The 26,800-nt window shown below is 70.0% G+C and carries 23 protein-coding genes; 16 read left to right on the top strand and 7 right to left on the bottom strand.

Translation table 11 applies throughout. The annotated features are described in order from the left end of the window. Positions 1 to 19 precede the first annotated feature (19 nt). The 8 genes from rlmN (at position 20) to D4740_RS04185 (ending at position 10,335) form a co-directional block, all read left to right on the top strand. The gene (rlmN, locus tag D4740_RS04225; RefSeq protein ID WP_243106950.1) at positions 20 to 1,312 is read left to right on the top strand and encodes a 23S rRNA (adenine(2503)-C(2))-methyltransferase RlmN; all 1,293 of its coding nucleotides are present in this window, start codon (positions 20 to 22) and stop codon (positions 1,310 to 1,312) included. Continuing rightward, positions 1,309 to 1,854, top strand: a complete 546-nt coding sequence (locus D4740_RS04220) for a DivIVA domain-containing protein (protein ID WP_119835706.1) — start codon at positions 1,309 to 1,311, stop codon at positions 1,852 to 1,854. The genes rlmN and D4740_RS04220 overlap by 4 nt, the downstream gene beginning before the upstream one ends. Positions 1,855 to 2,011: 157 nt before the next feature. Then, entirely contained in the window at positions 2,012 to 3,307 is a 1,296-nt protein-coding gene (gene dxr, locus D4740_RS04215) for a 1-deoxy-D-xylulose-5-phosphate reductoisomerase (RefSeq protein WP_119835705.1), read from the top strand. Continuing rightward, positions 3,304 to 4,635: an RIP metalloprotease gene (locus D4740_RS04210; protein ID WP_119835704.1), complete on the top strand. Its 1,332-nt coding sequence runs from the start codon at positions 3,304 to 3,306 to the stop codon at positions 4,633 to 4,635. The genes dxr and D4740_RS04210 overlap by 4 nt, the downstream gene beginning before the upstream one ends. A gap of 188 nt (positions 4,636 to 4,823) precedes the next feature. Continuing rightward, positions 4,824 to 6,005 (top strand): flavodoxin-dependent (E)-4-hydroxy-3-methylbut-2-enyl-diphosphate synthase, encoded by a 1,182-nt coding sequence (gene ispG / locus D4740_RS04205; protein WP_119835917.1) that lies wholly within the window; start codon positions 4,824 to 4,826, stop codon positions 6,003 to 6,005. An 82-nt stretch (positions 6,006 to 6,087) separates the two neighbouring features. After that, complete coding sequence (locus D4740_RS04200) at positions 6,088 to 7,077, top strand: GNAT family N-acetyltransferase (protein WP_119835916.1); 990 nt, start codon at positions 6,088 to 6,090, stop codon at positions 7,075 to 7,077. A gap of 86 nt (positions 7,078 to 7,163) precedes the next feature. Next, positions 7,164 to 7,826 carry a hypothetical protein gene (locus D4740_RS04195; protein ID WP_119835703.1) on the top strand — a complete coding sequence of 221 codons (663 nt, stop codon included), beginning with the start codon at positions 7,164 to 7,166 and terminating at the stop codon, positions 7,824 to 7,826. A 700-nt stretch (positions 7,827 to 8,526) separates the two neighbouring features. Continuing rightward, on the top strand, positions 8,527 to 10,335 hold the full coding sequence (locus tag D4740_RS04185) for a proline--tRNA ligase (RefSeq protein ID WP_396027227.1): 1,809 nt from the start codon (positions 8,527 to 8,529) through the stop codon (positions 10,333 to 10,335). Positions 10,336 to 10,367: 32 nt separating this feature from the next. On the opposite strand, the gene D4740_RS04180 is transcribed toward D4740_RS04185, so the two are convergent. After that, on the bottom strand, positions 10,368 to 11,384 hold the full coding sequence (locus tag D4740_RS04180) for a Tat pathway signal protein (protein ID WP_259390657.1): 1,017 nt from the start codon (positions 11,382 to 11,384) through the stop codon (positions 10,368 to 10,370). A gap of 83 nt (positions 11,385 to 11,467) precedes the next feature. Here D4740_RS04180 and rimP point away from each other — a divergent pair, with 83 nt between their 5' ends. The 4 genes from rimP (at position 11,468) to infB (ending at position 16,740) form a co-directional block, all read left to right on the top strand. Beyond that, positions 11,468 to 11,962, top strand: a complete 495-nt coding sequence (gene rimP / locus D4740_RS04175; protein ID WP_119835700.1) for a ribosome maturation factor RimP — start codon at positions 11,468 to 11,470, stop codon at positions 11,960 to 11,962. Between the two features lie 186 nt (positions 11,963 to 12,148). Continuing rightward, entirely contained in the window at positions 12,149 to 13,189 is a 1,041-nt protein-coding gene (gene nusA, locus D4740_RS04170; protein ID WP_119835699.1) for a transcription termination factor NusA, read from the top strand. A 67-nt stretch (positions 13,190 to 13,256) separates the two neighbouring features. Continuing rightward, entirely contained in the window at positions 13,257 to 13,622 is a 366-nt protein-coding gene (locus tag D4740_RS04165; RefSeq protein WP_259390679.1) for a YlxR family protein, read from the top strand. 91 nt (positions 13,623 to 13,713) lie between these two features. Then, entirely contained in the window at positions 13,714 to 16,740 is a 3,027-nt protein-coding gene (gene infB / locus D4740_RS04160) for a translation initiation factor IF-2 (protein WP_119835697.1), read from the top strand. On the opposite strand, the gene D4740_RS04155 is transcribed toward infB, so the two are convergent. Beyond that, positions 16,700 to 17,749 (bottom strand): restriction endonuclease, encoded by a 1,050-nt coding sequence (locus D4740_RS04155; protein ID WP_182911336.1) that lies wholly within the window; start codon positions 17,747 to 17,749, stop codon positions 16,700 to 16,702. The genes infB and D4740_RS04155 overlap by 41 nt on opposite strands. 301 nt (positions 17,750 to 18,050) lie before the next feature. Beyond that, a complete protein-coding gene (rarD, locus tag D4740_RS04150) occupies positions 18,051 to 19,109 on the bottom strand; it encodes an EamA family transporter RarD (protein WP_119835695.1) in 1,059 nt (352 codons plus the stop codon). Positions 19,110 to 19,351: 242 nt separating this feature from the next. On the opposite strand from rarD, the gene rbfA reads away from it, so the two are divergent. From rbfA to D4740_RS04135, 3 genes are all read left to right on the top strand, one after another. Then, entirely contained in the window at positions 19,352 to 19,846 is a 495-nt protein-coding gene (rbfA, locus tag D4740_RS04145; RefSeq protein ID WP_119835694.1) for a 30S ribosome-binding factor RbfA, read from the top strand. After that, positions 19,843 to 20,883 carry a tRNA pseudouridine(55) synthase TruB gene (gene truB, locus D4740_RS04140; protein WP_396027222.1) on the top strand — a complete coding sequence of 347 codons (1,041 nt, stop codon included), beginning with the start codon at positions 19,843 to 19,845 and terminating at the stop codon, positions 20,881 to 20,883. Before rbfA ends, truB begins: the two co-directional genes overlap by 4 nt. 139 nt (positions 20,884 to 21,022) lie before the next feature. Beyond that, complete coding sequence (locus D4740_RS04135; protein ID WP_147392840.1) at positions 21,023 to 21,442, top strand: hypothetical protein; 420 nt, start codon at positions 21,023 to 21,025, stop codon at positions 21,440 to 21,442. Positions 21,443 to 21,574: 132 nt separating this feature from the next. Here the strand turns inward: D4740_RS04135 and D4740_RS04130 are convergent, their stop codons facing one another. From D4740_RS04130 to D4740_RS04115, 4 genes are all read right to left on the bottom strand, one after another. After that, on the bottom strand, positions 21,575 to 22,528 hold the full coding sequence (locus D4740_RS04130; protein WP_119835691.1) for an ABC transporter ATP-binding protein: 954 nt from the start codon (positions 22,526 to 22,528) through the stop codon (positions 21,575 to 21,577). Between the two features lie 169 nt (positions 22,529 to 22,697). Then, positions 22,698 to 23,888, bottom strand: a complete 1,191-nt coding sequence (locus D4740_RS04125) for an ABC transporter permease (RefSeq protein WP_119835690.1) — start codon at positions 23,886 to 23,888, stop codon at positions 22,698 to 22,700. A gap of 47 nt (positions 23,889 to 23,935) precedes the next feature. Further along, positions 23,936 to 24,712: an MFS transporter gene (locus D4740_RS04120; protein ID WP_119835689.1), complete on the bottom strand. Its 777-nt coding sequence runs from the start codon at positions 24,710 to 24,712 to the stop codon at positions 23,936 to 23,938. Further along, on the bottom strand, positions 24,709 to 25,335 hold the full coding sequence (locus tag D4740_RS04115; RefSeq protein WP_119835688.1) for a TetR/AcrR family transcriptional regulator: 627 nt from the start codon (positions 25,333 to 25,335) through the stop codon (positions 24,709 to 24,711). Before D4740_RS04115 ends, D4740_RS04120 begins: the two co-directional genes overlap by 4 nt. Positions 25,336 to 25,674: 339 nt before the next feature. Here D4740_RS04115 and D4740_RS04110 point away from each other — a divergent pair, with 339 nt between their 5' ends. Beyond that, on the top strand, positions 25,675 to 26,793 hold the full coding sequence (locus tag D4740_RS04110) for a bifunctional riboflavin kinase/FAD synthetase (RefSeq protein WP_119835687.1): 1,119 nt from the start codon (positions 25,675 to 25,677) through the stop codon (positions 26,791 to 26,793). Positions 26,794 to 26,800 lie beyond the last annotated feature (7 nt).

Here is a 26,800-nt window from a genome sequence, read left to right as displayed (position 1 = left end):
GGAAAGGAGCGTGAGGACAGTGAGTCCCACCAGTCACCGTCCTGGTGCCCCGGCCGGGCGCGGTCCCGCTGACCGGGGGCCAGCTCCTGTCAGCCGTACCGGTCCTGCTGGCCCGGCTCCTGGCGAGGCCCAGGTCCTGCCGACCGACCAGCCCCCCGAGGGCGCCACCAGTCCTGACGCCCGCCCCCGGCTGTCCCTGGCGGTGCCGACGCCTCGTGGTAAGGCGCCTCGGCACCTGGCGGACCTGGACTTGGCGGGTCGTAAGGCCGCCTGCCGGGACGCGGGCCTGCCAGGCTTCAGGGCCGACCAGGTCTCACGCCACTACTTCAGCCACCTCACACGCGACCCGGCGCGTATGACCGACCTGCCGGCATCCCAGCGGGACCAGCTGTGCGCCGAGCTGCTGCCGCCTCTCGTCCGCGAGGTCCGTGCCCTGCGTGCTGACGCCGGTCGTACCGTCAAGTACCTGTGGGAGCTCCACGACGGCGTGCGCGTGGAGTCCGTGCTCATGCGCTACGAGGACCGCACCACTTTGTGCGTGTCCTCCCAGGCCGGCTGCGGGATGGCGTGCCCTTTCTGCGCCACCGGCCAGATGGGGCTGACCCGGAACCTGTCCGCTGCAGAGATCGTCGAGCAGGTTCGTCACGCCGCGCTGGCCTCGGCCAGAGGCGACCTCACGGGCGGGCCCGCACGCCTGTCCAACGTGGTCTTCATGGGGATGGGCGAGCCGATGATCAACTACAGGAACGTGGTGGCAGCCCTGCACCGCCTTGTCGACCCCGCGCCGGAGGGCTTTGGAATGTCGGCGCGGAGCATCACGGTCTCCACGGTGGGGGTGGTTCCCCTTATCCGTCGCCTGGCTGGAGAAGGGATCCCGGTCACGCTGGCGGTCTCTCTCCACGCGCCTGACGACGCCCTGCGTGACGAACTGGTCCCGGTCAACTCCCGGTGGAAGGTCGCTGACCTCCTGGACGCCGCCTACGACTATTTCCGGGCCTCCGGACGCCGCGTGTCCATCGAGTACGCGCTCATCAAGGACATGAACGACCACGCCTGGCGGGCGCAGCGCCTGGCCGAGGAGCTCAGCCGCAGAGGCCGGGGCTGGGCCCACGTCAACCCCATCCCCCTTAACCCGACCCCAGGGTCGATCTGGACCTGCTCTACGCCCCAGGCCCAGCAGTCCTTTGTCGACACGCTGCGGTGTGCTGGAATTACCACCACGGTGCGAGACACTCGGGGCAGTGACATCGACGGTGCCTGCGGCCAGCTCGCTACGGAGGTACTCAACCAGGAGAGGGCAAGGACGCAATGAGCAACATGTTTCCCAAGTCCATGCCCCTGCGACCGGGCTACCGCCCTGAGCAGGTGGACCGCTACTTTGAGACCGCGCGCGAGATCTACGACGCCGGCGAGCTTGACGAGATGGACTCCGAGGGTGTGCGCACGGTTGCCTTCGACATCGTTCCCGGGGGGTACCAGCCCGCTGCAGTCGACGCCGCCCTGGACCGTCTGGAGGCGGCCTTCCTGCAGCGACGCCGCGCCGACTTCGTGGCCCAGCACGGCCGCCGTGCCTGGATGGACCAGGTCACCCAACTGGCCACCACTCTCTACCCCAGGCTGCTCAGGCCCGAGGGGGAGCGCTTCCTGCCCGCTAGCGGTCAGGGCTACATCAAGGAGGACGTGGACGCGCTCATGGACCGGATCGCAGGCTACTTCGACTCGGACAACGCCCTGGCCTCCACCGAGGTCAGGGGCGCGGTCTTTCGGGCGGCGCGCGGCTCCAAGGCCTATGACGAGGCCAGCGTGGACCGCTACCTTGCCCGTGTGGTGGAGGTCCTGCTGTCGGTGGAGTAGCTGCCGGTGGAGCAGGTGGTGACAGCGGCTGGACCTGGTGACAGATCACCTGGGCGCTCCCGTGTAGGGTGTCCGTGGCCGTGCCTGTCGTGCGTGCACGGCAGCATCCACCGGTCCCGGACACAGCCTCCGGGCAGACACCCTCGGGCAGATCCTCATGACTGAACCTTCTCGTCTCGTCCTGCTGGGCTCTACGGGCTCTATCGGGACCCAGGCCCTCCAGGTCCTCACCAGGCTGCGCGATCGCGCACCGCAGGTGGCGGCGCTGGCCGCGGGCGGCTCCCGCCTGGACCTTCTTGCTGAGCAGGCCGTGGCCTGGCAGGTGCCGGTCCTGGCTGTCGCCTGCCGGGGGGAGGAGCAGGACTCTGTCCGGGAGCACCTGCGCCAGGCCCTGTCCCGGGCGGCTGCCCGCAGCGTGATGCCCGACCCTGTGACCACGGTCCTCACCGGTCCGCAGGCCACGGTGGACGTGGTGGAGGCTGCGGCTCCGGCGCGCAACGACACCGTGCTCAACGCCGTCACCGGCTCCGTGGGACTCCTGCCCACGTTGGCAGCCCTGCGCAGCGGTGCCCGTCTGGCCCTGGCCAACAAGGAGTCACTGGTCGTGGGAGGTGCGCTGGTGCGTGACGCCCTGCAGCGTCCGGGACAGGTGGTGCCGGTGGACTCCGAGCACTCCGCCATCGCCCAGTGCCTGCTGTCCGCCCGTCACGAGAGGGGCCTGACCAGTCCTCTGGTTACCGGCCGCAGCGAGGTGCGCAGGCTGGTGCTGACCGCCTCCGGGGGGCCCTTCCGGGGAAGGCGCCGCGAGGAGCTGGTTGGCGTGACCGCGGCCCAGGCCCTGGACCACCCCACGTGGTCGATGGGACCCGTGGTCACCGTCAACTCCTCCACCATGGTCAACAAGGGCCTGGAGCTCATTGAGGCCCACCTCCTGTTCGACGTGGCCCCCGGCGACATCGACGTCGTCGTCCACCCGCAGTCGGTGGTCCACTCCATGGTCGAGCTCCTCGACGGCGCCACCATCGCCCAGGCCTCCCCGCCCGACATGCGCCTGCCCATCGCCCTGGGCCTGACCTGGCCAGACCGGGAGGACCTGTCAGGGCTGGTCGAGCCCAACAGGTGGGAGAACCCGGTGGCCTGGACCTTCGAGCCCCTGGACTCCCAGACCTTCCCGGCGGTGGACCTGGCTCGCCAGGCCGTATCGGCCTCCGACACCCATCCTGCGGTCCTTAACGCGGCCAACGAGCAGGTGGTGGAGGCCTTTCTGACAGGCGGGCTGGAGTGGCTGGACGTCGTCAGCATCGACGCTGCGGTCCTGACAGAGCACGAGGGCCTCAGCAGTCCTGGTCTTGACGAGCTGCTGGAGGTGGAGTCCTGGGCGCGTGCACGGGCCCAGGAGATGGTCAAGGACCGGTCGGGCGCCCGGACCGGGCACATGGGAGGAGACGCATGAGCCAGGCACTGGCCTACGCCCTGGGTATCGCCGTCATGGTGGCTGGTATCGCCGTGTCCGTGGCCCTCCACGAGCTGGGCCACATGCTGCCCGCCAAGAAGTTCGGGGTGAAGGTTCCCGAGTACTTCATCGGCTTCGGCCCGCGGTTGTGGTCGGTGCGGCGCGGGGAGACGGAGTACGGGGTCAAGGCCCTGTGGCTGGGAGGCTACGTCAAGCTTGTCGGCATGCTGCCGCCGGAGAACCCCGACCGTCCGGACCGGCGCACCAGCAGCGGCGAGCTGGGCATGGTGGGTCAGGCCCGGGCCGACTCCATGGAGGAGATCGCCCCCGGTGAGGAGGCCCGTGCCTTCTACCGGCTCAGCGTCCCCCGCAAGCTGGTGGTCATGGCCGGCGGCATTCTCACCAACCTCCTCCTGGGTGTTGTGCTGCTGGCCGTGAGCCTCGGTGTGGTAGGAGTCCCGACGAGCACCTCCTCCCTGGCCACAGTCGCCCCCTGCGTCTCCTCCGACATCGACGCCGCAGCGCCCTGCACCGAGGAGGACCCGGAATCCCCGGCGGCCCGGGCCGGGCTGGAGCCGGGGGACCGGATCATCTCCTGGAACGGTGTCCCGGTCTCGACCTGGCAGGAGGTGACTGCCCAGATCGAACGGGCAGGGACCACCCCGGCGGAGGTGGTTGTCGAGCGGGACGGGGCGCTCAGCGCTGTCAGCGTCACGGCCGTGGAGGTGGAGCGTGCCGTGCGCGATGACCAGGGCAGCCCGGTCACCGACTCTACCGGTACCGTTCTCACCCGGTCGCGACCCTACGTGGGGGTTGCTCCCGCCACTGAGATCCGGCGCGTGCCCCTGGGCGAGCTGCCGGGGATGGTCGCTCAGGCCGTCGGGGGGACGCTGCGGGCGATCGCCACCCTGCCGGTGGGGCTGTACCACGTGGTCGCCGCCGGCCTGGGGCTGGAGGAGCGCAGCACCACCGGGGTCATCGGCCTGGTGGGGCTGGGCCGCTACGCAGGGCAGGTCTCCAGCACGGGGGTCGGCGAGGGAACTGTTCCCTTCGCAGGACGGGTGTCGGCCATGCTGAGCCTGCTGGGAAGCCTCAACCTGGCACTGTTCGCCTTCAACCTGGTGCCGCTGCTACCCCTGGACGGCGGGCACGTGGCTGGGGCGTGCTGGGAAGGGCTCCGCAGGCGCTGGGCTGCCGTGCGCGGGCAACCTGACCCCGGTCCGGTGGACATCGCCCGCCTGCTGCCTGTCAGCCAGGTCGTCTTCGCCCTGCTTGTCGTCATGGCGGTGGTCCTGGTGTGGGCGGACCTCGTGGCGCCGGTGACCTGAGCCGTCGGCGGCACGGGAGCCTGGCAGGCTGCGGCATCTGGTCGCTACCTTCAGGGCCGACCCCGCCCGTGCTCGGGAGCAGCTGCGGAGGTCTGGGTGTCGTGGTTGCGCGGTGGTGCCGCAGGCAGGGAGCCATGCCACACGTCCGGGCATGATCGGCGGTGATCGCCGGTGCCATACTTGGGCGCGTGAGCGACGTGATCGATCTTGGTATCCCTTCCGTGCGTGCCGAGGCGCCCGTGCTGGCACCGCGCAGGCCCACGCGCAAGATCAGGGTGGGTGGTCTCGAGGTGGGTGGGGACGCCCCCGTCACGGTGCAGTCGATGACCACCACCAAGACCCACGACATCGGCGCCACTCTCCAGCAGATCGCCGAGCTGACCGCAGCGGGCTGCGACATTGTGCGCGTGGCCTGCCCGACAGACAAGGACGCCGCCGCCCTGCCGGTCATCGCCAGGCAGTCGCGTATCCCCGTCATCGCCGATATCCACTTCAACCCTAAGTACGTCTTTGCCGCGATCGAGGCCGGGTGCGGGGCCGTGCGTGTCAACCCCGGCAACATCCGCAAGTTTGACGACCGGGTGGCTGAGATCTGCAAGGCAGCCTCCGACCACGGCGTCAGCCTGCGTATCGGGGTCAACGGCGGGTCCCTGGACCCACGCCTGCTTAAGAAGTACGGCAAGGCCACGCCTGAGGCGCTGGTGGAGTCGGCCACCTGGGAGGCGGGCCTGTTCGAGGAGAACGACTTCCACGACTTCAAGATCTCCGTCAAGCACCACGACGTGGTCACCATGGTCCATGCCTACCGCCTGTTGTCCCAGGCCGGGCGCTGGCCCCTTCACCTGGGGGTCACCGAGGCCGGCCCGGCCTTCCAGGGCACCATTAAGTCCTGCGCCGCCTTTGGGACCCTGCTGGCGGAGGGCATCGGTGACACGATCCGCGTGTCCCTGTCGGCCCCGCCCGTGGAGGAGGTCAAGGTCGGCACCAAGCTCTTAGAGTTCATGGGTCTGCGTCAGCGTCAGCTCGAGATTGTCTCCTGCCCCTCGTGCGGGCGCGCGCAGGTGGACGTGTGGTCCCTGGCCGAGCAGGTCGAGGAGGGGCTCAAGGGCGTCACCGCCCCGCTGCGGGTGGCCGTCATGGGCTGCGTGGTCAACGGTCCAGGTGAGGCCCGGGAGGCGGACCTGGGCTGCGCCTCGGGAAACGGCAAGGGCCAGATCTTCGTGCGCGGCAAGGTGGTCGAGACCGTCCGCGAGGAGCAGGTGGTGGAGACCCTGCTGCGCTACGCCCAGGACATGGCCGAGGACATGACCCGCGAGCTCGGCGAGGAGGCACTCGCGGGCACGGCTCCCATGGTCTCTGCCGCTGGCTAGCACGGCGCGGCCCGGCAGGGTGCGGGCCCTGGGGCAGGAGGACAGCGCTGAGCGCGATGCTGAGGATGGTGTTGAGGACGGTATGACCCTGGTGAGTCGGCTGTGGCGCCGAGGCCCGGAAGGAACAGGCCTGGTGCCCGTGTCCGCCGACGGAGTCGGCGGGCTGCTGGACCTGTGCGGTACGGAGCCGGTCCAGGCCACTCCGCTGGCTCACCAGGTGCAGCGCTGGTCCAGGTGGGGCCGAGGCGACGTCGTCGTGGCGGGAGACCCCCGGGCGCCTGTCGGCGCGGCCTGGACCACGGGCGTCGCCATGCCCTTCGGGCTCGCCCCCAGACCCGGTACCGGGCACGGTGGCGTGGCGCGTTCCACGCTCCTGGCCCTGGCCGAGCACACTGGGCCCCGCCTCGGTCGGCATGGCTCGGTGGTTGGTGTGGCCCGCGACGTGGCGGCCCTGTGGGAGCCGCTGCGCGGCCTGGGAGTGGTAGCCCGCGAGGAGCGGTGGAACCAGCCGCTGCTGTGCGCCCCCGCCTCCCTGGAGGGAGAGGGCCTTGCGGCGGGGCAGCGGCGCCGTCGGCCCGCCCTGGGCTGGGTAGCCCAGGGGCTTCACGCTGCCACGCGCCGGGAGGAGCCCCTGGTGATGCCGGCCTCGGTGGCCATGTTCACCGACGAGGTCGGCTACGACCCGACGACCACAGGCTCCTCCTACGCACGCCACGTCAGCTGGTTGGTGTCCACAGGACGCAGCTACGTCGTCCTGGACGACGGCACTGGGGCACCTGCGCGCCCTGGATCGGCTGCGGTGGTGGCCTTCAAGGCGGACGTCGGCTCCGTGTGGCGCAGTGCGCGGGACCACGTGGCCATGCTCACCGGGGTGTGGACCCGGCCGGACCTGCGCGGCCGGGGGGTGGGGGCCGTCGCCACGGCCGCCGTGGTGGACGCGGTGCGTCGCGACCACGTGGGGCCGCAGGGCATGGTGAGCCTCTACGTCAACGACTTCAACACCCCCGCCCTGGCCCTGTACCGGTCGGTGGGTTTTACCCAGGTGGACACCTTCGCCACGGTGCTGTTATGAGCCGCTGCAAGGTGCTGTGAGCGGGTGCATCTGCGGTTGCGCCCGAAGGCCTGCGTGGGCAGGAACCTGTGAGGGAGGATAGAGGCATGGCACCGCTTGTGATCTGGCACAGGCCGTGGTCCGTCCTTGGTCGTCTCGTCGGGGCGGCGGCCTTCGTCGTGGCGGGCATCGTCATGGTCAGCACGGGACTGCCCCAGGCCCAGGAAGGAGGCCTGGAGGGGATGTTCTACGTGCTCGTGGGCCTGGCCTCCCTGGTGTTCTTCGGAGGGGGCGGCCTGGGGATCGCCTGGTTGGCCTGCGGTCCTGCGCTGCGCGTGGACGACAGCGGGATCACTAACCGCACCAGCCTGGTCTGCGTCCAGCATGTGCCGTGGGAGCAGGTGGCAGGATTCTGGACGGGCCAGGATGAGGCGGCAGCTGCGCGGGGTGTGCAGAGCGCAGAGGGCGTGCAGGCCTGTGAGGAGGAAGGCAGGCTAGAGCGCCCACCGGCTTCCGCACAGGCTCCTGCGGCATCGGGACTCCTGGACGGCGTCGAGATCGTCTTCGTCGATCCCCGGTGGCCATGGAGCCGGATGAGGGGCCTCAGGGCGCTGGTCGCGCGTGCCAACGCCAGTACGGGCAGCGGACCGGGCAGGATCCTCACCGCTACCTTGGACACCACCCCGGAGGAGCTCCTGGCCCAGCTGGTCCGGCAGCACAGTGCCAGGCGGGCAGGTCCCTGGTCGCCTGGAGCGCCTGTCTCCCGGTAAGCGAGGCCGTCGGCGACGCTTGGAGCACGGCGTGTTCGTGTTTCGGTGCCTCAGACAATGTCCGCCTCCAGTGCGTGGGTGCCTTGACGGGCACCTCTGCGTCCCTACCGTGGTGTCGGCGGCCTGGCGCAGGGTATGGATGAAGGCGGTGGCCGCTACAAAAGAGACGCCGCTACCCGCAGGACGGGGGCGGCTACCTGGTTGCGGCTAGTCTGACGGGTGTCGATGTCAGCGGCTCCGTGCTATATCTGCCTGATGTTCTTGGCTGCCTGGCTGACTTCATCTGGGCCGTGTGCACAGGAGCCGCCGGGCGCATACAGGTCCTATACGACACTGAGGCCGATGGGACGGTCTGTGAGCGGGTCATTGACGTGGCTCTTCTCCACGCAGGCCTTGTTGACCGTGCACGGCTGCCACGCCAGCCTGTCTCAGCGGCTGTCTCAGTGGCGGGTCTGCTCACCGTGGCGTCGGTGCGGCGCAGTTCCTCTACGTCGGCCGTTGCGACACCGGTGCGCGCCAGCTCGATGATGGTGCGCCGGGACAGCCCGCCCCGACCTCTGGCGCTGCCGGTATGAACCTGACTGGTGGCTGTAGCGGCCAGGCTGTGGTGAGGACCCTAGTGGGTCCGGCGGGGGCGTCCGGAGGGCGCGGTGCGTTGCGGGCGGGGCTGAGCACGTAGCATGTGCCTGTGATTCAGACGATGTCCACCGCCTTCATCCGCACCTTGCGTGAGGACCCCGCCGACGCCGACGTGGCCAGCCACCGGCTCCTCCTACGAGCCTGCTACATCCGTCGTGCCGCCCCGGGCGTCTACACCTGGCTCCCGCTGGGGCTGCGTACCCTGCGCAAGATCGAGCGCGTCGTGCGTGAGGAGATGGACGCAATCGGCGCCCAGGAGGTCCACTTTCCCGCGCTGCTGCCCGCTGAGCCCTACAAGGCCACCGGGCGCTGGCAGGACTACGGCCCCACGCTGTTTCGGCTACGGGACCGCAAGGACGCGGACTACCTGCTGGCACCCACCCACGAGGAGATGTTCACCCTCGCGGTCAAGGACCTCTACTCCTCCTACAAGGACCTGCCTGCCGTCATATACCAGGTCCAGACCAAGTACCGTGACGAGGCCCGCCCGCGGGCCGGGGTCATCCGTGGGCGCGAGTTCGTCATGAAGGACTCCTACTCCTTCGACCTGGACGAGGTGGGGCTGGAGGCCTCCTACCAGGCCCACCGCGAGGCCTACGACCGTATCTTCACACGCCTGGGCCTGGACTACGTCATCGTCAACGCCGTGGCCGGGGCCATGGGAGGCTCTCGCTCCGAGGAGTTCCTCCACCCCTCCCCGATCGGGGAGGACACCTTTGTCCGCACTGACGGCGGGTACGCGGCCAACGCCGAGGCTGTCACCACCCCGGTGCCCGAGGCCGTTGACGCCTCGCGGACGGGACCTGCCCGGGTTGTGGACACCCCTGACGCCCCCACGATCGACTCCCTTGTCGCGGTGTGCAACGACCTCTACCCCCGCCAGGACGGGCAGGCCTGGACCGCGGCCGACACCCTGAAGAACGTCGTCGTCGTGGCGACTCACCCCTCGGGCGAGCGCGAGCTGCTGGTCGTCGGCGTCCCCGGTGACCGCGACGTCGACCTCAGGCGGTTGGAGGCCGCCCTGGCTCCTGTGCAGGTGGAGATGGCCTCCGATCAGGACTTTGAGGGCCACCCCGAGCTGGTGCGTGGCTACATCGGTCCGCCGGCTGTCGGCCCCAGCTCGCCTCTGCGCCGTGTGGAGACCGCCGAGGACGGCAGCCAGCGGCTGGTCGGCTCGGTTCGCTACCTGGTGGACCCGCGCGTGGTGCAGGGCACTGCCTGGATCACCGGGGCCAACCAGCCCCAGAAGCACGTCCTGGACCTGGTCATGGGGCGTGACTTCGAGGTGGACGGTACTGTCGAGGCTGCTGAGGTGCGTGAGGGCGACCCCGCTCCCGACGGCTCGGGCCCGCTCCAGCTGGCCCGGGGCATTGAGATCGGCCACATCTTTGCCTTGGGACGGAAGTACTCCCAAGCCCTGGGGCTGAGCGTGCTGGACGAGGACGGCAGGGCGCGCGTGGTGACCATGGGCTCCTACGGCATCGGGGTCTCCCGGGTCATGGCCGCCCTGGCCGAGGCCCACCACGACGAACGCGGCCTGGCCTGGCCAGCCGTGGTGGCCCCCTACCACGTCCAGGTGCTGGCCACCGGCAAGGGGGAGGAGGTCTTTGCCGTGGCCGCCCAGATCTCCGCGGACCTGGATGACGCCGGTGTCGAGGTCCTCTACGACGACCGCCGCAAGGTCAGCGCCGGGGTGAAGTTTGCCGACGCCGAGCTGCTCGGTCTTCCCTACACGCTGGTCGTGGGCCGTGACCTGGGGCGGGAGGGGACGGTGGAGATCCGTGACCGTCGCAGCGGGGAGCGCAGTTCGGTCCTGGCCAGTGAGGCGGCCGTCACGCTGGTCCGCCTGGTCCGTGCCGCCCTGGCGTGAGCCTCTTGTCAGGGTGTTCTCAGGTTGGCTTCTTAGGGCGACTCTGAGGACTCCAGGTAGCCGGGCAGGGAGGACAGCTGTGTCCCCCAGGCGTGTGCGCGCAGGGCCGCGTCGGTCGTCGCCTCCACGGCAGCCTGCCGGGCGGGGGACCCTGCCTGCGTGGAGGCCGTCTCCAGGGCCTCGTGGTCAACCACGTCTGACCACACGGTCTGGGCCCACAGGACGTCCGTGTCTGCTGCAGAGGCCTCAGAAGACTGCTGGGAGGGGCTCGCATAGGACGAAAGACGGCTGTCCTGGCTGCCGGCAGCCAACGCGGCACTGACAGCAGTGGAGGCGGAGGCCGCGTCCTGGGTGGCGCGCTCACGCGTGGCGGCCTGCGCGCGCGCGGCCACCTCCTGGCAGGCGTAGCGGGCTGCGTCGTAGGCAGCGAGCAGCCCGCTGCTGATCTGCTGGGGCGTGTCCAGCGAGCTGCGCGGGACCGAGGTGGTCGATCCGGGGGAGACGGTCTCGTGCTGGACGGCCCAGGAGGCGGCTAGTGAGGCGTAGAGCCGGGCCTCCTGGCCGGAGGGTGCGCTCATGGCCGCCTCCTGGGCCAGGGTGACGCCCTCGCTGAGGAGCGCGGCCAGGTCCTCGCTGGTGGCGGTCGCTGCGGCCGTGGCCGCTGGGCTGACAGTGGGAAAGCGCGTCGGAACCTCGGACGCCCACGGCTCCCACACCCCGCCCAGGGCGTCGAGCTGGGAGTTTGCTGCCGTCTCCACCTGCTGCGCGGCCTCAGCCTGCCGGTCCTCGGATCGGGCCACGACGGCGGCGCTGGAGGAGATGAGCCAGGCGTGCCGAGCCAGTGCGTCGCGCACGGACTCCTGGGCAGAAGGCTGGGGCAGTGAGGCTGGCGTTCCTTCTCCCAGACGTAGCCCGCAGCCGCTGAGCAGCGCCGCGAGGAGCACCACCAGGAGGCAGGTGCTCCCGCGTGCCAGTCGTTCTCCTGCTTCCCGGCCTGTCGGGCGGCGCGAGGCAGGAGCGAGGCGGGGCGGCGTTAGGGGACTCGTCACCTGGTGATCCTCCCACGGCAGGTAGCATGATCCTAGCCAGACCACGCCCGGACAGGGTACGCCTCAGGAGGGGAGCCGACCTTATGGCAGACACGAGTTACGGTGGAGGGGGTCACGACCGTCACGGCAGACATGACAACCATGCCCTTGCCACACTGCTGCGTCCGGTGGTGGAGCGTGAGGGCCTCTTCCTGGAGGGGGTGGAGACTACCAGGGCGGGGAGGTTCTCCGTGGTACGGGTCCTTGTCGACCTCCCCGACGGTCCGGGCGACCTCCCGCTGGACTCCCTGCAGGGAGTCTCCTCGGCGGTCTCGACGGCCCTGGACGAGGCGGACCCTGTCAAGGGCCGCTACACCCTGGAGGTCTCGACCCCCGGGGCGGAGCGCAGCCTGACCACGCCCCGCCACTTTCGGCGTGCTGTGGGCCACGACGTGCTTCTGGTCACCGCGCGGGGCGAGGTTAGCGGGACTGTCACGCAGGCGGATGAGACCCACGTGACCCTGGATGTCGACGGAGAGGTGACGGTGGTCGCCCTGGAGGACGTCACGGCCGCCCGGATGGTGGTATCCGGATTCTGATCCCGTGACGAGGTAGCGACAAGGTAGCGCGGCCGTGCCTGCGGGTACCGTCTCGGGGGAGCGGGCGCAGGGGGCGCAGAGTACCGTGAGCACCATTGGGTTGAGCGCTGTTGAGTACGGTGCTGCAGACGGCGTTGCACGTGACCGCCACGGACGACAGATGGATGAGAGAGGACGATAGGACCCATGGACATCAACATGCCGGAGCTGCGAGGGGCTTCTGACGAGCTGGGGATTGACCTGGACAACCTCCTGCCCGCTATCGAGGACGCCATCTTGGGGGCCTACTTTAAGGTTCCGGGTGCCATCCGGGGTGCGCACGTCGAGATCGACCGCAGGACGGGGCACATGAGCGTACTAGCGCCCGAGGTCGACGAGGAGGACCAGCCGACGGGGGAGTACTTTGACGACACCCCGGACGACTTCGGCCGCATCGCCCAGGCGACGGCTCGCTCCGTCATCGTCCAGAGGATCCAGGACCGGCGTGACTTCGAGGTCCTGGGGACTTTCAAGGACAAGACCGGTGAGCTCATCTCCGGCACGGTTGAGCAAGGGCGGGACCCCAGGGTGGTCCACGTCCGTCTTGACGAGGAGCACGAGGGCATCATGCCCCCGCACGAGCAGGTTCCGGGGGAGCGCTACCGCCACGGCGACCGGCTGCGCGTCTACGTCACGGAGGTCTCCCGAGGCGTCAAGGGTGCCCAGATCATCCTCTCCCGCACGCACCCCGGCCTGGTCCGCAGACTCTTCGAGAAGGAGGTGCCCGAGATCTCCTCCGGGGACGTGGAGATCGTCGCCCTGGCCCGGGAGGCCGGGCACCGTACCAAGATGGCGGTGCGTGCCCGTGTCCGTGGGGTCAACGCCAAGGGGTCCTGCATCGGACCCATGGGGCAGCGCGTGCGCGCGGTCATGGCTGAGCTCGGCGGGGAGAAGATCGACATCGTCGACTACTCGGAGGACCCTGCGCGGTTCGTGGCCAACGCCCTCTCGCCAGCGCGGGTTTCCTCGGTGGAGGTGCTTAGCATGGAGGAGCAGATCGCCCGGGCCGTGGTCCCGGACTTCCAGCTCTCCCTGGCCATCGGCAAAGAGGGGCAGAACGCCCGTCTCGCCGCCCGTCTGACGGGGTGGAAAGTTGACATCCACGCCGACGCCGAGGCTGGTGAGGTCCTGCCGGGGCGGGGTTCCCAGGCCGACGACGTGACGGGCCCCTCAGAGGTGGCCGACTGACGGCGGTGACGCCGAGAGGTAGACTTTTAGCGGACCTTTGCGGCTGCTGCGTCTTCGTGACAGCAGCGTGTCGGCAGGTGGCCCAGCAAGCGGAAGGAACTTCTGTACCTTGGCACGTGCACCACATGTTCCTGAGCGGACCTGCGTCGGCTGCCGGGAACGGGTCCCGCGGGCGCAGCTGGTGCGTCTCGTGCTGGCACCGGGCGGAGTGCTCGATGTCGACCTCCGGGCGGCCGCGCCCGGACGCGGCGCATGGATCCACCCGGATCCTCAGTGCGTCGCCCGTGCTGAGCGGAGGCGGGCCTTCGGGCGTGCCCTGCGTGTCAGCGCACCGCTTGACTCCGACCTGGTCTGGCGGTGGCTGGCTGGGCGGCTCAGCACGGACCCTGCTGTCCCTCCGGGTAGCAGGCCGACCGATGGCAAAGGCGGGTAGGAAGCTGATGGGCACCCGATGAGTACCCGGCGATGAGCTGCCTCTAGAAGCACCCACCCCTGTCCGGGGTGGGTAACCGGACAGGAGAAAAGTGGCTAAACCACGCGTGCACGAGCTCGCCAAAGAGCTCGACCCCACTGGCAAGAGGGTCACCTCCAAGGTGATCCTTGCTTGGCTCAAGGACCAAGGAGAGTTCGTCAAGGCGGCTTCCTCCACGGTGGAGCCCCCCGTCGCTCGCCGGGTTCGCGAGCACTTCGCGGCGCAGGCCGACCAGACGACCCCGTCTCCTCGGGGGGGTGCCACCTCCCGTGAGGCAGGTGCGACCCCGCAGGCCGTGCCCAGGCCGGGACCTGGCGGTTCCTCGCCCAAGCCTGTGCCCAGGCCGGGACCCGGTGGTGCCTCGCCCAAGCCTGTGCCCAGGCCGGGACCCGGTGGTGCCTCGCCCAAGCCCGTGCCCAGGCCGGGACCTGGCGGTGCCTCGCCCAAGCCCGGACCCGTAGGCGCCTCGCCCAGATCGGAGGCGCCCGGCAGGACGGTAGAGGACCAGCCGACCGGGACGGCTGCCGCGGCTGACCGTGACCGTCCCCGGCCGCAGCCCCAGGATGCTGTCAGGCCTGGGACTGGTAGTCGTGGTGCGGGGACGTCGGGCTCCCCCACCTCCAGGAAGGCTCCTGTGCCCGGGCCGCGGCGCGGCGCGTCCACGCCCGGGCCCCGGCCCGGCCCGGCCCGGCCTGGTAACAACCCCTACGCCTCCTCTCAGGGCATGCCCCGTCCCGGCGGGACAGGAGGGCGGACAGGGCGCCCGGGCGGCTCGGGCTCCGCGCGTCCCGGCAGCCCACGGCCTGGTAACAACCCCTACGCCTCCTCTCAGGGCATGCCCCGTCCCGGCGGGGCAGGAGGCCCTCGGCCCCAGGGGGGTCCTCGTCCCGGGGGGCCGCGGCCCCAGTCGGCTGGTGGCGGTGGTCGCTCCCAGACGTCGGCCCGTCCGGGACCGGCACGTTCTGGCAGCGCCCGTCCCAACCCGGGCATGATGCCGGGCCAGTCCTCTATCGGACGTCCGGGTGCCCCGGCTCGTTCTGGTGGCGGTGGCCGTGGTGGGCGCCCCGGTGGGGGGCGTCCTGGTAGCGGCTCAGGCCGCCCGGGCGGCGGTTTTGGCGGTCCTCGTGGAGGCCGTGGCGGACGCGGGTCCACCCAGGGCGCCTTTGGCCGTGGCGGCGGCGCCCCGCGCGGGCGCAAGTCCAAGCGGGCCAAGAGGCAGGAGTTCGAGCAGCAGAGCGCCCCGTCGATCGGCGGTGTCGTCGTCCCCCGCGGTGACGGCTCCACCCTGGTGCGTGTTAAGCAGGGCGCTACCCTGACCGACCTGGCGGAGAAGATCAACGCCAACCCGGCGGCACTGGTCACCGTGCTGTTCCACCTGGGTGAGATGGCTACGGCTACCCAGTCCCTGGACGAGGACACCTTCGCGCTGCTGGGTGCCGAGCTGGGCTACAACGTGCAGATCGTCTCCCCGGAGGACGAGGACCGAGAGCTGCTGGAGTCCTTCGACATCAACCTGGAGGCTGAGGAGGCCGACGAGGACGACGCCAACCTGCTCCCGCGTCCCCCGGTGGTCACGGTCATGGGGCACGTCGATCACGGTAAGACCAAGCTGCTGGACGCCATCCGCTCTACAGATGTCGTGGCTGCCGAGGCCGGCGGTATCACCCAGTCGATCGGTGCCTACCAGGTGGGGGTCGAGCTGGCAGGGGAGAGCCGTCGCATCACCTTTATCGACACCCCGGGTCACGAGGCCTTCACGGCTATGCGTGCCCGGGGGGCCGAGGTCACCGACATCGCGATCCTTGTCGTGGCCGCCGACGACGGCGTCATGCCCCAGACGGTCGAGGCCCTCAACCACGCCCAGGCCGCGAACGTGCCGATCGTGGTGGCGGTCAACAAGATCGACAAGGAGGGGGCCAACCCGGAGAAGATCCGCGGCCAGCTCACCGAGTACGGCCTGGTGCCTGAGGAGTACGGTGGCGAGACGATGTTCGTCGACATCTCCGCCAAGCAGCGTCTCCACATTGACGAGCTGCTGGAGGCGGTGCTGCTGACGGCTGATGCCGCGCTGGACCTGCGGGCCAACCCGGACAGTGATGCTCGCGGTGTCACCATTGAGGCCAAGCTGGACAAGGGGCGTGGTGCTGTGACCACGGTCCTGGTCGAGCGCGGTACCCTGCACGTCGGTGACCCGATTGTGGCAGGCAGCGCCTACGGGCGCGTGCGCGCCATGTTCAACGAGCACGGTGAGAACCTGGAGGAGGTCGGTCCCGCGCGTCCGGCACTGGTCCTGGGCCTGACCAACGTACCCAGTGCCGGGGACTCCTTCATCGTGGCTCCTGACGACCGCACGGCCCGTCAGATCGCGGACAAGCGAGAGGCTGCCGAGCGTGCCGCCATGCTGGCCAAGCGCCGCAAGCGGGTGTCCCTGGAGAACCTCTCCGACGTCCTCAAGGAGGGCAAGGTCGACACGCTCAACCTCATCCTCAAGGGCGACTCCTCGGGCGCCGTGGAGGCCCTGGAGGACTCCCTGCTCAAGATCGACGTCGGCGAGGAGGTCGCGCTGCGTGTCATCCACCGCGGGGTGGGCGCGATTACGCAGAACGACGTCAACTTGGCGACCGTGGACTCAGCGATCATCATCGGCTTCAACGTCCGCCCTGCCGAGCGCGTCTCGGAGATTGCCGACCGCGAGGGCGTGGACATGAAGTTCTACTCGGTCATCTACAACGCGATCGAGGACGTCGAGGCCGCTATGAAGGGCATGCTCAAGCCGGTCTACGAGGAGGTCGAGCTGGGGACGGCAGAGGTTCGCCAGATCTTCCGCTCCTCGAAGTTCGGCTCGATCGCCGGGTCCCTCGTGCGCTCTGGCACCATCAGGCGTGGCGTCAAGGCGCGTCTGGTGCGGGCTGGCGTCGTCGTCAACGGTGACCTGTCCATCGAGACACTGCGCCGGGAGAAGGACGATGTCACCGAGGTCCGTGAGGGCTACGAGTGCGGTATCAACCTGGGGTTCAAGGACATCGCTGAGGGCGACGTCATTGAGACCTGGGAGATGCGGGAGAAGCCTCGTTCCTGAGCCTGGCGCTCACGGTCGTGGTGGGGGCCTCCTCCCCGGTATCCGGGGAGGAGGCCCCCACCACGTCGTGCACCGGCCCGACCTCGGTCGGGGCGGTGCTCTCCAGGAAGGTTCCCCACACCTGGCGGCACATGGCCACCAGCTTCTGGCCGTCAACGAGCCGGACGTCCTTCTGGCGGGCTAGGGAAGTCGCCTCCAGGGTGAACGAGCCGGTCGTCACCACGACCAGGGCGTCGGCGTGCTCGCGGGCGCTGGCGCTGCGCAGCCTCTCGACGACAGGGACATCAACGGGGTCGTGTTGATCGTAGAGGCACTCTACGAGCGAGATGCGCTGGTTGCGCAGCAGGCGCAGGTTGAATCCCCGCGGGCGCGAGGACGGCGTGACCGCAACGTGGTAGCCGTGCGCCCGGAAGAGGTCGGCGCAGAAGGACTCGAAGGCCGTCGGCCTGCTGTCGCAGTGGGCGATGATGGCGTCAAGGCCCCTGTGTGTGTCCCCGGGGTCGGTCTCACTGGCTGCGTGGTCGCCCGCTCCCACGGTAGTGGCGCTGGGTCCCTCGTCTCCTGCCAGGACCGTGAGCCCCTGGAGGGGGTGCACCTGGTCGCGTGCGGCTCTCCGGGTGAGGATCTCATGGTCGGAGTAGGCCACGGAAGTCCCTGCGGCCCGTACCTCCAGGACCAGCTCGTAGAGGTGGTACACGTCATGGCAAAGGATCTTCCACCTGCCGACCTCGAGGACTGACCACGGTCCGCTACCTCGGTCGTCCGTCTCCTCATACCCTCGGGAGCTGCTGCTGTCCGTGTAGGGCCACCGGGGATAGGCCAGGGTGAAGCTGCCTGGCACTTGTCGCCGCAGGAGAGGGAGGACCCGGAACCGGGGGGAGAGCCTGACGGACAGCTGCCTGCTGGCCGCGTCTCGCAGAAGGAGCTGGGTCAGTGGTCCGCTTCGGGTGATAACCAGTGCGGTGAGGCCGAGGAGGATCAGGGCAGGCAGGAGACTTGTGGTCAGCACCGGCCGGACTCCGTGGATGCTGGGGCCGCCGCCAAGATCGTTGCGGAGACTGTTGCGAAGGGTGCCGCAGAAGTCATGGTGCTCCTTGTCCTGATTGGTCCTGGTCGACTCGCTACCAGGCCCTGTGCCTGGTCTGGTCTCCCACGCGCCCGGGGTAGCGGAGGGCCTCCCTGGAGGCCTCCCCGGCGGGTAGCGCTACGTGGTGCCCCTTCTGCTGGGAGGTCACGCCGGGGATGCTAGTGACAAGGAGCAGGCATGAGGCCGGGGTCCCTCGCAGGTTCTCCGGAACGGTGCACAGCTGTCACGGGTTCGTGAGGTGAGGGCGTGGGCGCCGGGCGACCTGGCGGACGGTATCGGTGACCAGGACAGCCACGGCGGCCCACACCAGAGCCATGGCTGCCCACCGGGCCGGGGAGATGTCCTCCCTGAAGACGGCCCAGGCCAGTAGGAACTGGGTAATCGGGGTGAGGTACTGGCTTAGTCCGACCAGGGACAGGGGGACCTGACGGGTCCCGGCGGCGAAGAGCAGCAGGGGCAGCGCCGTGACTGGTCCGGCTGCCACCAGCAGCACCACCAGAGGGAGGGGGAGCGGTGAAGCCTGTACGACCAGGCTCTCGTGAGCTGCCAGCCACCCTAGGTAGGCCAGTGCCAGGGGAGACATGGCCGCGGTCTCCACCGCCACCCCGGTCAGGGCGTCGACCCTGGTACCGACCTGCTTCTTGACCAGGCCGTAAAGGCTGAAGCTGAGGGCAAGGGCCAGGGAGATCCAGGGCAGCGACCCCTGGAGCACGACCAGGACTACGACACCGGCCGCTGCCAGCCCTACTGCCACGACCTGGGCCCTGCGCAGGCGCTCGCCCAGCACCAGGGCCGCCAGCGCCACGGTGGCCAGGGGGTTGATGAAGTATCCCAGGGCGGCGTCGGCGGTGCGCCCGGTGGTGACGCCGTAGACGTAGACCAGCCAGTTGAGGCTCACCAGCGCACCAGAGACGGCCAGCGTCCCCAGCAGGCCGGGCGTGGAGGCCACGGACCACAGCACCCGCCAGCGGTGGCGCACGGCGGTCAGCACCAGGCAGGTAGCCAGGGTCCACACCACCCGGTTGCCGATGACCTCCAGGCTGCCCGCTGCCGACAGCAGGCGGAAGTACAGGGGGAAGAACCCCCACAGCACGTAGCACCCCAGGACCAGGGCAGCCCCGGTACGGGTCGTGGTGGCATGGTGGCCGGGGCCGGGAGCAGGATCGGGGGGAGGAGCGCTGACCCTGCCGGTCCTGTGACTCCTGGTAGCCCAGTCAGTCCGGTTGGTCCTGCCAACCCTGCCAGCCCGGTTGGTCCTGCCAGCCCGGTCAGGAGGTGTCATGAGCGGTCCGTTCGCGTTGGGGAGATAGTGCTGACTGTACTCGGGTCGTGCTCCACCTGGGTCGTGCGCTGCGTAGCATAGGCAGGTGCGCCCCGGCTGACCGGCGGCTGCCGGACGGGCCAGCGGCCGCACACCCGCTGGTGACGTGTGTCGCCCAGACCCCGGCATCCGTGTCACCGGCCCCTGTCACTACTACCTCGCCAGGACCTGACGAGGAGCCCGCGCCCCCAGGAGGATCCGTTATGGCTGACCCCGCTCGCGCCCGCAAGGTCGCCGACCGCATCCACGAGACCGTGGCCCGTCTTCTCCACCGCCTCAAGGATCCTCGGCTCGGTTTTGTCACAATCACTGACGTCCGTGTGACGGGTGACCTCCAGCAGGCGACGGTCTTCTACACCGTCTACGGCTCTCAGGAGGAGCAGGACTCCTCGGCCGCGGCGCTGGAGTCAGCCAGGGGACTGATCCGCTCGGAGGTGGGGAGGGCACTAGGCATCCGGCTGACTCCGGCCCTGTTCTTCCAGCGTGACGCGCTGCCTGACACTGCCAGGACCATGGAGGAGGCCCTGGCCCAGGCGCGTGAGCGTGACCGGCAGATATCCCAGGCCGCTCGCGGCGCCTCCTACGCCGGAGAGGCAGACCCTTACCGCCACGACGATCCCGACAGTCCTGACGAACCTGGCGGCCCTGACGACCTGAGCGGTGGTGACGGCTCCGGCGGCCTCGACGGGCTCCGGTGAGTGCTGGCGCTGCCGCAGCCCGTCCGCGGTTGCGCGTCGCGCGAGCCGGGGTGGCTGCGCCCGACGGCCTCGTCCTGGTGGACAAGCCCCAGGGCGTGACCAGCCACGACGTCGTGGGGGCGCTGCGACGTCTGGCGGCCACCCGCAAGGTCGGGCACGCGGGCACCCTGGACCCCATGGCGACCGGTCTGCTCGTCCTGGGGGTGGGCCGTGCGACCCGCTTTCTCACCTACCTGGTGGGTGCGGACAAGACCTACGAGGCCACTGTGCGGCTGGGGCAGGAGACGCTCACCGAGGATGCTGAGGGGCCGGTGACGGCCAGTACCGGCTGCCAGCCTCAGGATGTGCTACTACCCCGCCTCGAGCAGGCCGTGGCCCCGCTGACAGGGCGGATCATGCAGGTTCCCAGCGCCGTGTCCGCGGTCAAGGTGGACGGTAGGCGGTCCTACCAGCGGGTGCGAGCGGGACAGGAGGTCGGGCTGGCGGCCCGGGAGGTCGTGGTCCACCACATAGGCCTGCTCGGGCAGCCACGCCCGACCACGGCGCGGGACGGCACCGCGGTGGTCGACGTCGACCTGCACGTGGCCTGCTCCTCTGGGACCTACGTGCGTGCCCTGGCCCGGGACCTGGGCCGGGCGCTGGGCTGTGGGGCGCACCTGACCACGCTGCGCCGCACCTCGGTGGGACCCTTCGACTGTGGCGAGGCAGCCACACTGGAGGAGCTGAGCGTCCAGGTGGAGGCTGATGCCGCGTCCGGCGACCCGCGGGGGCTGCCGGTACTTCCTCTGGGCGCGGTGGCTCGCCGCTGTCTGCCCACGGTGGGTCTGACCACCTCCCAGGCCTGTGCGCTGGGATACGGGCAGCCGCTGGAGGCGGCGCTCCTGGACCAGGCACAGCTCCCCGAGCGGCCTGTCACCTCCAAGGCGGCCCAGGGGCAGGACGTGGTCGCGGGACTTGACCCGGACGGTACCCTCGTGGCGCTGCTGGCTCGCAAGGGCACCAGAGCCCGTCCAGTGCTGGTACTGGCCCCGGCGTGAGCGGGAGGCCGTCTGCTGGCAGAATCCAGGACTCGGCGGGGCTGGGCCGCCACGAGCGGCCGAAGCGGCCAGTATTGCGAGAATCGTGAGAAGTGCTGCGAGAAGCAGGACTGCGGGGAACAGGCAGGAGCACGCTCCCATGACACAGACAACACAGGCATCAGGTACGACAGCCAAGAGCGAGGAGACGAGGGAAACCGGCGTGAGCCAGGACGGCGTCTCACGACAGGGCTGTAGTTGCGGCTGCGGTGGGCACGGCCAGCCACCTGAGGGCACCGGGGCTCCCGACGCCCCCGAGCAGGAGGCCCCTGCGCAACCGGGCAGTCCTGCAGCGATCGCCCAGGCTGTTGTCTCCGTGCTGATGCAGGCAGAGGGGAGCGCAGGCACCCCGACGACGGCAGCAGGGCAGGCCGCGGGAGTCCTACCGGGACGCAAGGCAGGTAACCAGCTGGGACTGCGAGACGTCTCCGCGGCGCCCTCGGGCGGCTGTGGCTGCGGCGGCGGCCGCGCCGGGCACGAGGAGCACCGCCGGTCCGCCTGCGGCTGCGGCGGGCACTGAGGCGGGTGCCGAGGCCCGACAAGACTGCTCAGGCTGGGACCAGACCCTGGGCCAGGGCGCAGCGCTCCAGACGGGCTTGACAAGACTGCTCAGGCTGGGACCAGACTGCGGAGCCGGGGCTCCCAGCGGTTGCTAGACAGAGTGCCGTCCCAGGGCCTCGGACACGATCGCCAGCCGTGAGGAGGCCTCGTCCTGCCTGAACCCGCCCAGGCTGAGGTCCTCCACCACCGCGCCGTCCACCAGAATCAGCACCCGGTCGGCCCTGGCCGCCACACGGGCGTCGTGGGTGACGACGACCATGGTGGTTCCTGACACGTGGATCTTCGTGAGCAGGTCGAGGATCTGTGCGGCAGTGGCTGAGTTGAGGGCTCCCGTGGGCTCGTCGGCGAAGACGATGTCAGGGTCGTTGATCAGGGCGCGGCAGATGCCGGCACGCTGGAGCTCACCACCCGAGGCCTGGGTGACGTCGGAGCCCATGAGCTCAGCGATTCCCATACGGCTCATGAGCTCACGACCCTGTGACACGACCTCGCGCCGGGGGCGGTGACCGGCCATGAGGCCGGGCAGGACGATGTTGTCCAGCAGGTTCAGGGTCGCCAGCAGGTGGGGCTGCTGGAAGACCAGTCCCAGGCGGGACAGGCGCAGTGCCGCCAGCTCGGGCTCCGTCAGGGTGGTGAGGTCGGTGCCTTCCAGGAGCACTGCGCCTGAGGTGGGTCGGTCCATGCCGCTCAGGCAGTGCAGGAGCGTGGACTTGCCTGACCCGGAGGGTCCCATGACGGCGACGAGCTGTCCCCGCTCGATGGTGAGGTCAAGGCTGTCCAGCACGGGGGTGGTAGAGTCCTCCGGCGCTGTCCCGGCTCGGGGTCTGGCCCAGGCCAGGCTACGGCTCCTGCCGTACCTCTTGGTACAGCTCCTGGCATAGCTCTTGGTGAGCCCTCGGGCTCGGAGCGCGGGGACAGAAGGGTTGGCGGCCTCGTGCTCGACACCTGCGACGGTGGAGGCCGGCGGTCTCGTGGTCCTGCTGTCTCTGGTCGGTTGCGAGGCCTGGGCCGATGTCGTCGTGCTGCTTGTCCTGGGTGCTGTCATGCTGGTTCTCCTGTCCTGGGCTGATGTCGTGCTTGGAGGTGCTTGTGGGTGCTCGCGGCTGCTCTGTGGTGCCTCGTCGGGCACGCCGCCGCGGTACTACCGGGAGGAGGCCGGACGGTAGCGGGCGTGCCCGCGCGGGAGGGCTCCTGCCACCTGCCTCTACCCGGTCTCACTCGCCTGCTCCCAGGGTCGTGAGCGTGGGTGCGGGGAGCCTTCGCAGCGCCACGAGGACGGCCCCCGCCACGCACGCAGCCAGCGCCAGCGGCACGGCCCCTCCGACCAGCCACGGGCGGGCAAGGAGTTGGATCTGCGCGCCTCCTCCGCCCAGTGCCGACAGGACGCCCCCGATGACCTGCTGGCCTGCGGTGGCAGCCACCAGGCCGCCCAGGGCGAGGCCTGCCAGGGTGATGGTCATGAAACGGGTCAGGTACTGGAGGGTGACGTCCCTCCGGGTGCAGCCCAGGGCACTGAGCACAGCGGTAGCCTGCCTCTCCCGGGAGACCAGGAGGGTGGTCAGCAGGGTGGTGACGAGGAAGGCCAGCCCCAGGGCGACGGCGCAGGCCAGGACGGCAACGGTGCGCAGCTGGCTGCTGGTGGCGCCGAGCACCTGTGAGGCGTAGTCGTCGGTCGTCCTGACCTGGGCGTCGGGCAGGCTGGCTCTGAGGCTGTCGACCACGAGGTCGCCCTGCTGCGGATCCTCCAGGTCGGCGTAGACCACCTGCCACAGATCCGGGCTGCCGTCGTCGAGGACGGCCTTGGCCGTGCGCCCTCCGTTGGTGATGTCCTGGTAGGTGCCGGTGACGGTGAGGTCGACGGTTCCGTCCGCGGTGCGCACGGGGACCCGCGCCCCTGTCTCGACACCTACCGCCTCCGCCTGGGCGGTGGACAGGGCGACCTCGTCGGGACTGGTGGGAGGCTCCCCCGAGACGTAGCTCAGGGGGATGGCGTCATGGTCGCCGACCTCGACCACGACCGACTCCCACTGCCCCTCGGAGGCGGCCATCTCGTATCGGCGGCTCAGCAGGGTGGTGTGGTGGGTGATGCGGGTCTCGGAGCCGACGACGTCCTCTACCTGTGCCAGGTCGCCGGAACCGGAGTAGACGTCAATACGGATGTCGGCCTCGCCGATACCCAGGTAGGTGATGAAGCGTGGATCCTCCAGGGTGGTGTAGGCGCTGGCCGGAAGAACCATGGTGAGCGCGCACACTGCCAGGACCCCGGTCAGGAGCGCGCTGCTGGGGCGGCACGCCTCACGCACCCCCATCCACACCTGGACGGGCAGGCGGCGCGCCCTGGCGAGGCTCCAGCGGTGACGGCGCCTGGCCAGCCCGCCGCTGGTCGTGCTGCGCAGAGCCTCCACGGCGGGGATCCGTCTCAGTCGCCGCAGCGTGGCCCAGGTGGAGGCAATCAGGCGGCCAGGGTCTCGGCCCGCCCTGTCGCGGCGGCGTCGGCGTGGGGCAGCAGGATGGGCTTGACCAGGACCTGGAGGGTACCCAGGAGCAGCGTCATGACTGTCATGAGGCCCACGAGCGCTCTCAGAGCGGGCTGGGCTGCGAGCACCCGCCAGCCTCCCAGCGTGTGGTTGACGACGTCGGCCCGGCTGCCCCAGGCTTCGGCTGGCCTGCGTCCCACCGCCCGCATGACGCTCCAGGAGCAGGCGGCCGTCACCAGGCAGGTGGCGGCGTCGAGCACAAGCAGCGCCCGCAGGCCCGTCAGGGGCAGAAGAAGGCCAGCCAGCGCCGGGGACAGCAGGTAGCGGGCGGAGGATGCCGCCTGCAGGAGCCCCGAGCTGCGGACATGGTCCTGTGGGTCCACCAGGTCGCTCACGGAGGCGCGCAGTGCCGGCTCGGTGAGCGCGGCCAGGCAGGAGGACAGGACCACCCCCAGGAGGATGTGTCCCAGCCGGGGAGAGGGCGTGCTCAGGGCGAGCACGACCACGCCCAGGCCCAGGACGGACCCGCCGTCGCCGAGGACCATCATGAGACGACGGTCAAAGTGGTCGGCTAGGGCGCCGGCCGCGGGGGCCAGCAGCACGACGGGGGCGAAGGCGCACAGCTGGACCATGGCCACCGCTGAGGCGGTGCCGTAGGTGGTGTAGGCGAAGACCGCCAGGCCGAAGGCGGTCAGGCCGCTGCCCAGGGAGTTGACTAGGACGCCAGCCAGCAGGAGGTAGAGGTACCTCATGACAGTCTCTCCAGGGCTGGCGCCAGCGCTCCGGGCTCACAGCCCAGCAGCGTCTCGGCGGCGTGGACGATCCCGGCCGCACGTCGCTGGGCCTCCTGCGGCTCACCGGCGAAGATGCCCTCATCCAGGAGCATGCTAGCGCTGGTCAGGAGGATCTCGACGACCTCGCGGGGATGCTCGGTGGCGAAGACCCCCTCGCAGACCCCCTGCTCGACGACCTCGGTGAGGACCGGTACCAGGCTGCGGACCGTCTCGACGATCGACAGGACGTGGAACGCGGCGTTGTCCGCTGCGTGGAGTTCCTCGGCGAGCCGACGCTCTGGCTCGTCGACGCGCGCGGCGGCCACGATGAGCAGGAACCTGCGGATGGTGGGCTCCTGGCTGGTGGCGACGTCTCGGGCCCGCTCAGCCACTCTGCTGGTGGTGCGGGAGATGAGGGCGTGGAGAATCTCCTCCTTGGAGGAGAAGTGGTAGTAGAGCGTCCCCTTGGCGATACCGACCCTGGAGAGGATGTCCTCCATGGAGGTCGCCTGGACCCCCTGGGTGGCGAACAGGTGCTGGGCGGCGTCAAGGATCTCGGTACGCCGCTGGGGCGCAGGCTTGGCGGATCGGGCGGCTGGCACGGTGCGGCCCTCCCTTCTTTCGTTGCTCTTCTTGGATTTCCCTGGGTTTCCTGGACTTTCCCGGGTCTCCCTGGCTGCTGACGTCTCGTCGGTGCTTGGCTCAGCACATCGACCGACCGTCGGTCGAGAAGGACCCTAGCGATGCTCGGCGGTCGGGTCAAGCCGGGGCGTGTCTGGGCAGACGCGTCGGGACGGGTGTGCGAGCACTGGTGTGCCAGGGCGGGCGTGTCAGGGCTGGCGGGGTCGCGCGGCACGGTCTGGTCGTGGCAGGGTTTGACCCGCAAGACCGGCACGGTCCGTGCAGCCTGCCGGGTGGATCGAGAAACAGGATGGGACGCGGTGGAGGTCTGGTACAGCGCGCAGCAGGTTCCTGCGTCCCTGGGCGCGGCCGCAGGGCCGGGCAGCGTGGTGACAGTTGGCGTCTTCGACGGTGTGCACCGTGGGCACCGGGCGGTCCTGGACCGTGTGGTCGAGCGCGCCCACGAGATGGCGGAGGGGACAGGGCAGGGGCGGGTCCGGCCGCTGGCCGTGGCCATGACCTTCGACCCGCACCCCCGTCACGTCCACCACCCCGAGCAGCGCTTCGCGCTCATCACCTCCTTGACGGACCGTCTGGCCTCCCTGGAGGAGGCCGGGCTGGACGCCGTCCTCGTGGTCACCTACGACCTCGACTTTGCCGCCCAGAAGCCGGAGGAGTTCGTGCGTACCTGGCTGCTGGGCACTCTGGGAGCCAGGGCCGTCGTCGTTGGTGACGACGTACGTTTTGGGCGCGACAACGCGGGGGACGCCTCCTACCTGCGCAGGATCGGCCGTGCGGTCGGTCTCGACGTGGAGATCCTGGGTGAGGTCAGCTCTCAGGAGGGGCGCCGGTGGTCCTCCACCTGGGTGCGGCGCTGCCTGGAGAAGGGGCAGGTGCGTGAGGCCGCTGACATCCTGGGCCGCCCTCACCGGCTGCGCGGGAGGGTGGTCCACGGCCAGCGCCGCGGGCGGGAGCTAGGCTTCCCCACCGCCAACCTGGACGCGGCTACCGCCGGTGTGGTCCCTGCGGACGGCGTCTATGCTGGCTGGCTCGTGCGCGGTCGGCGCGGTGAGGACGCCAGGAGCAGCGAGAACAGCGAGAACCAGGGCAGCGGCGGCCGGGAGGCTCTAGGTGCCCAGGCTGTCCGTAAGGTGGGGTACCAGGTGGAGCGCCTGCCCGCGGCGGTCTCCATCGGCACCAACCCGACCTTCGACGATGTTCCCCAGCGCACCGTGGAGGCCCACGTGCTGGGACGCTGCGACCTTGACCTGTACGGGGAGGAGGTTGGCGTCGAGCTGGTGGAGTACCTGCGCCCCATGCTGGCCTTTGACGGACTGGACCCCCTGCTGGTCCAGATGCGCCAGGACGTCGCCCAGACTGCGCAGATCCTGGGCGTGCCCGTCCCCGGCCCGATCCGGCCGGAGGACGTCACGGCCTAGCCCCGTA

The sequence above is a fragment of the Actinomyces sp. 2119 genome (genome assembly GCF_003591215.1).
GTDB lineage: Bacteria > Actinomycetota > Actinomycetes > Actinomycetales > Actinomycetaceae > Actinomyces > Actinomyces lilanjuaniae.
Note: the sequence above shows the minus strand (reverse complement) of the source record. Positions and strands in the feature narration are given on the sequence as shown.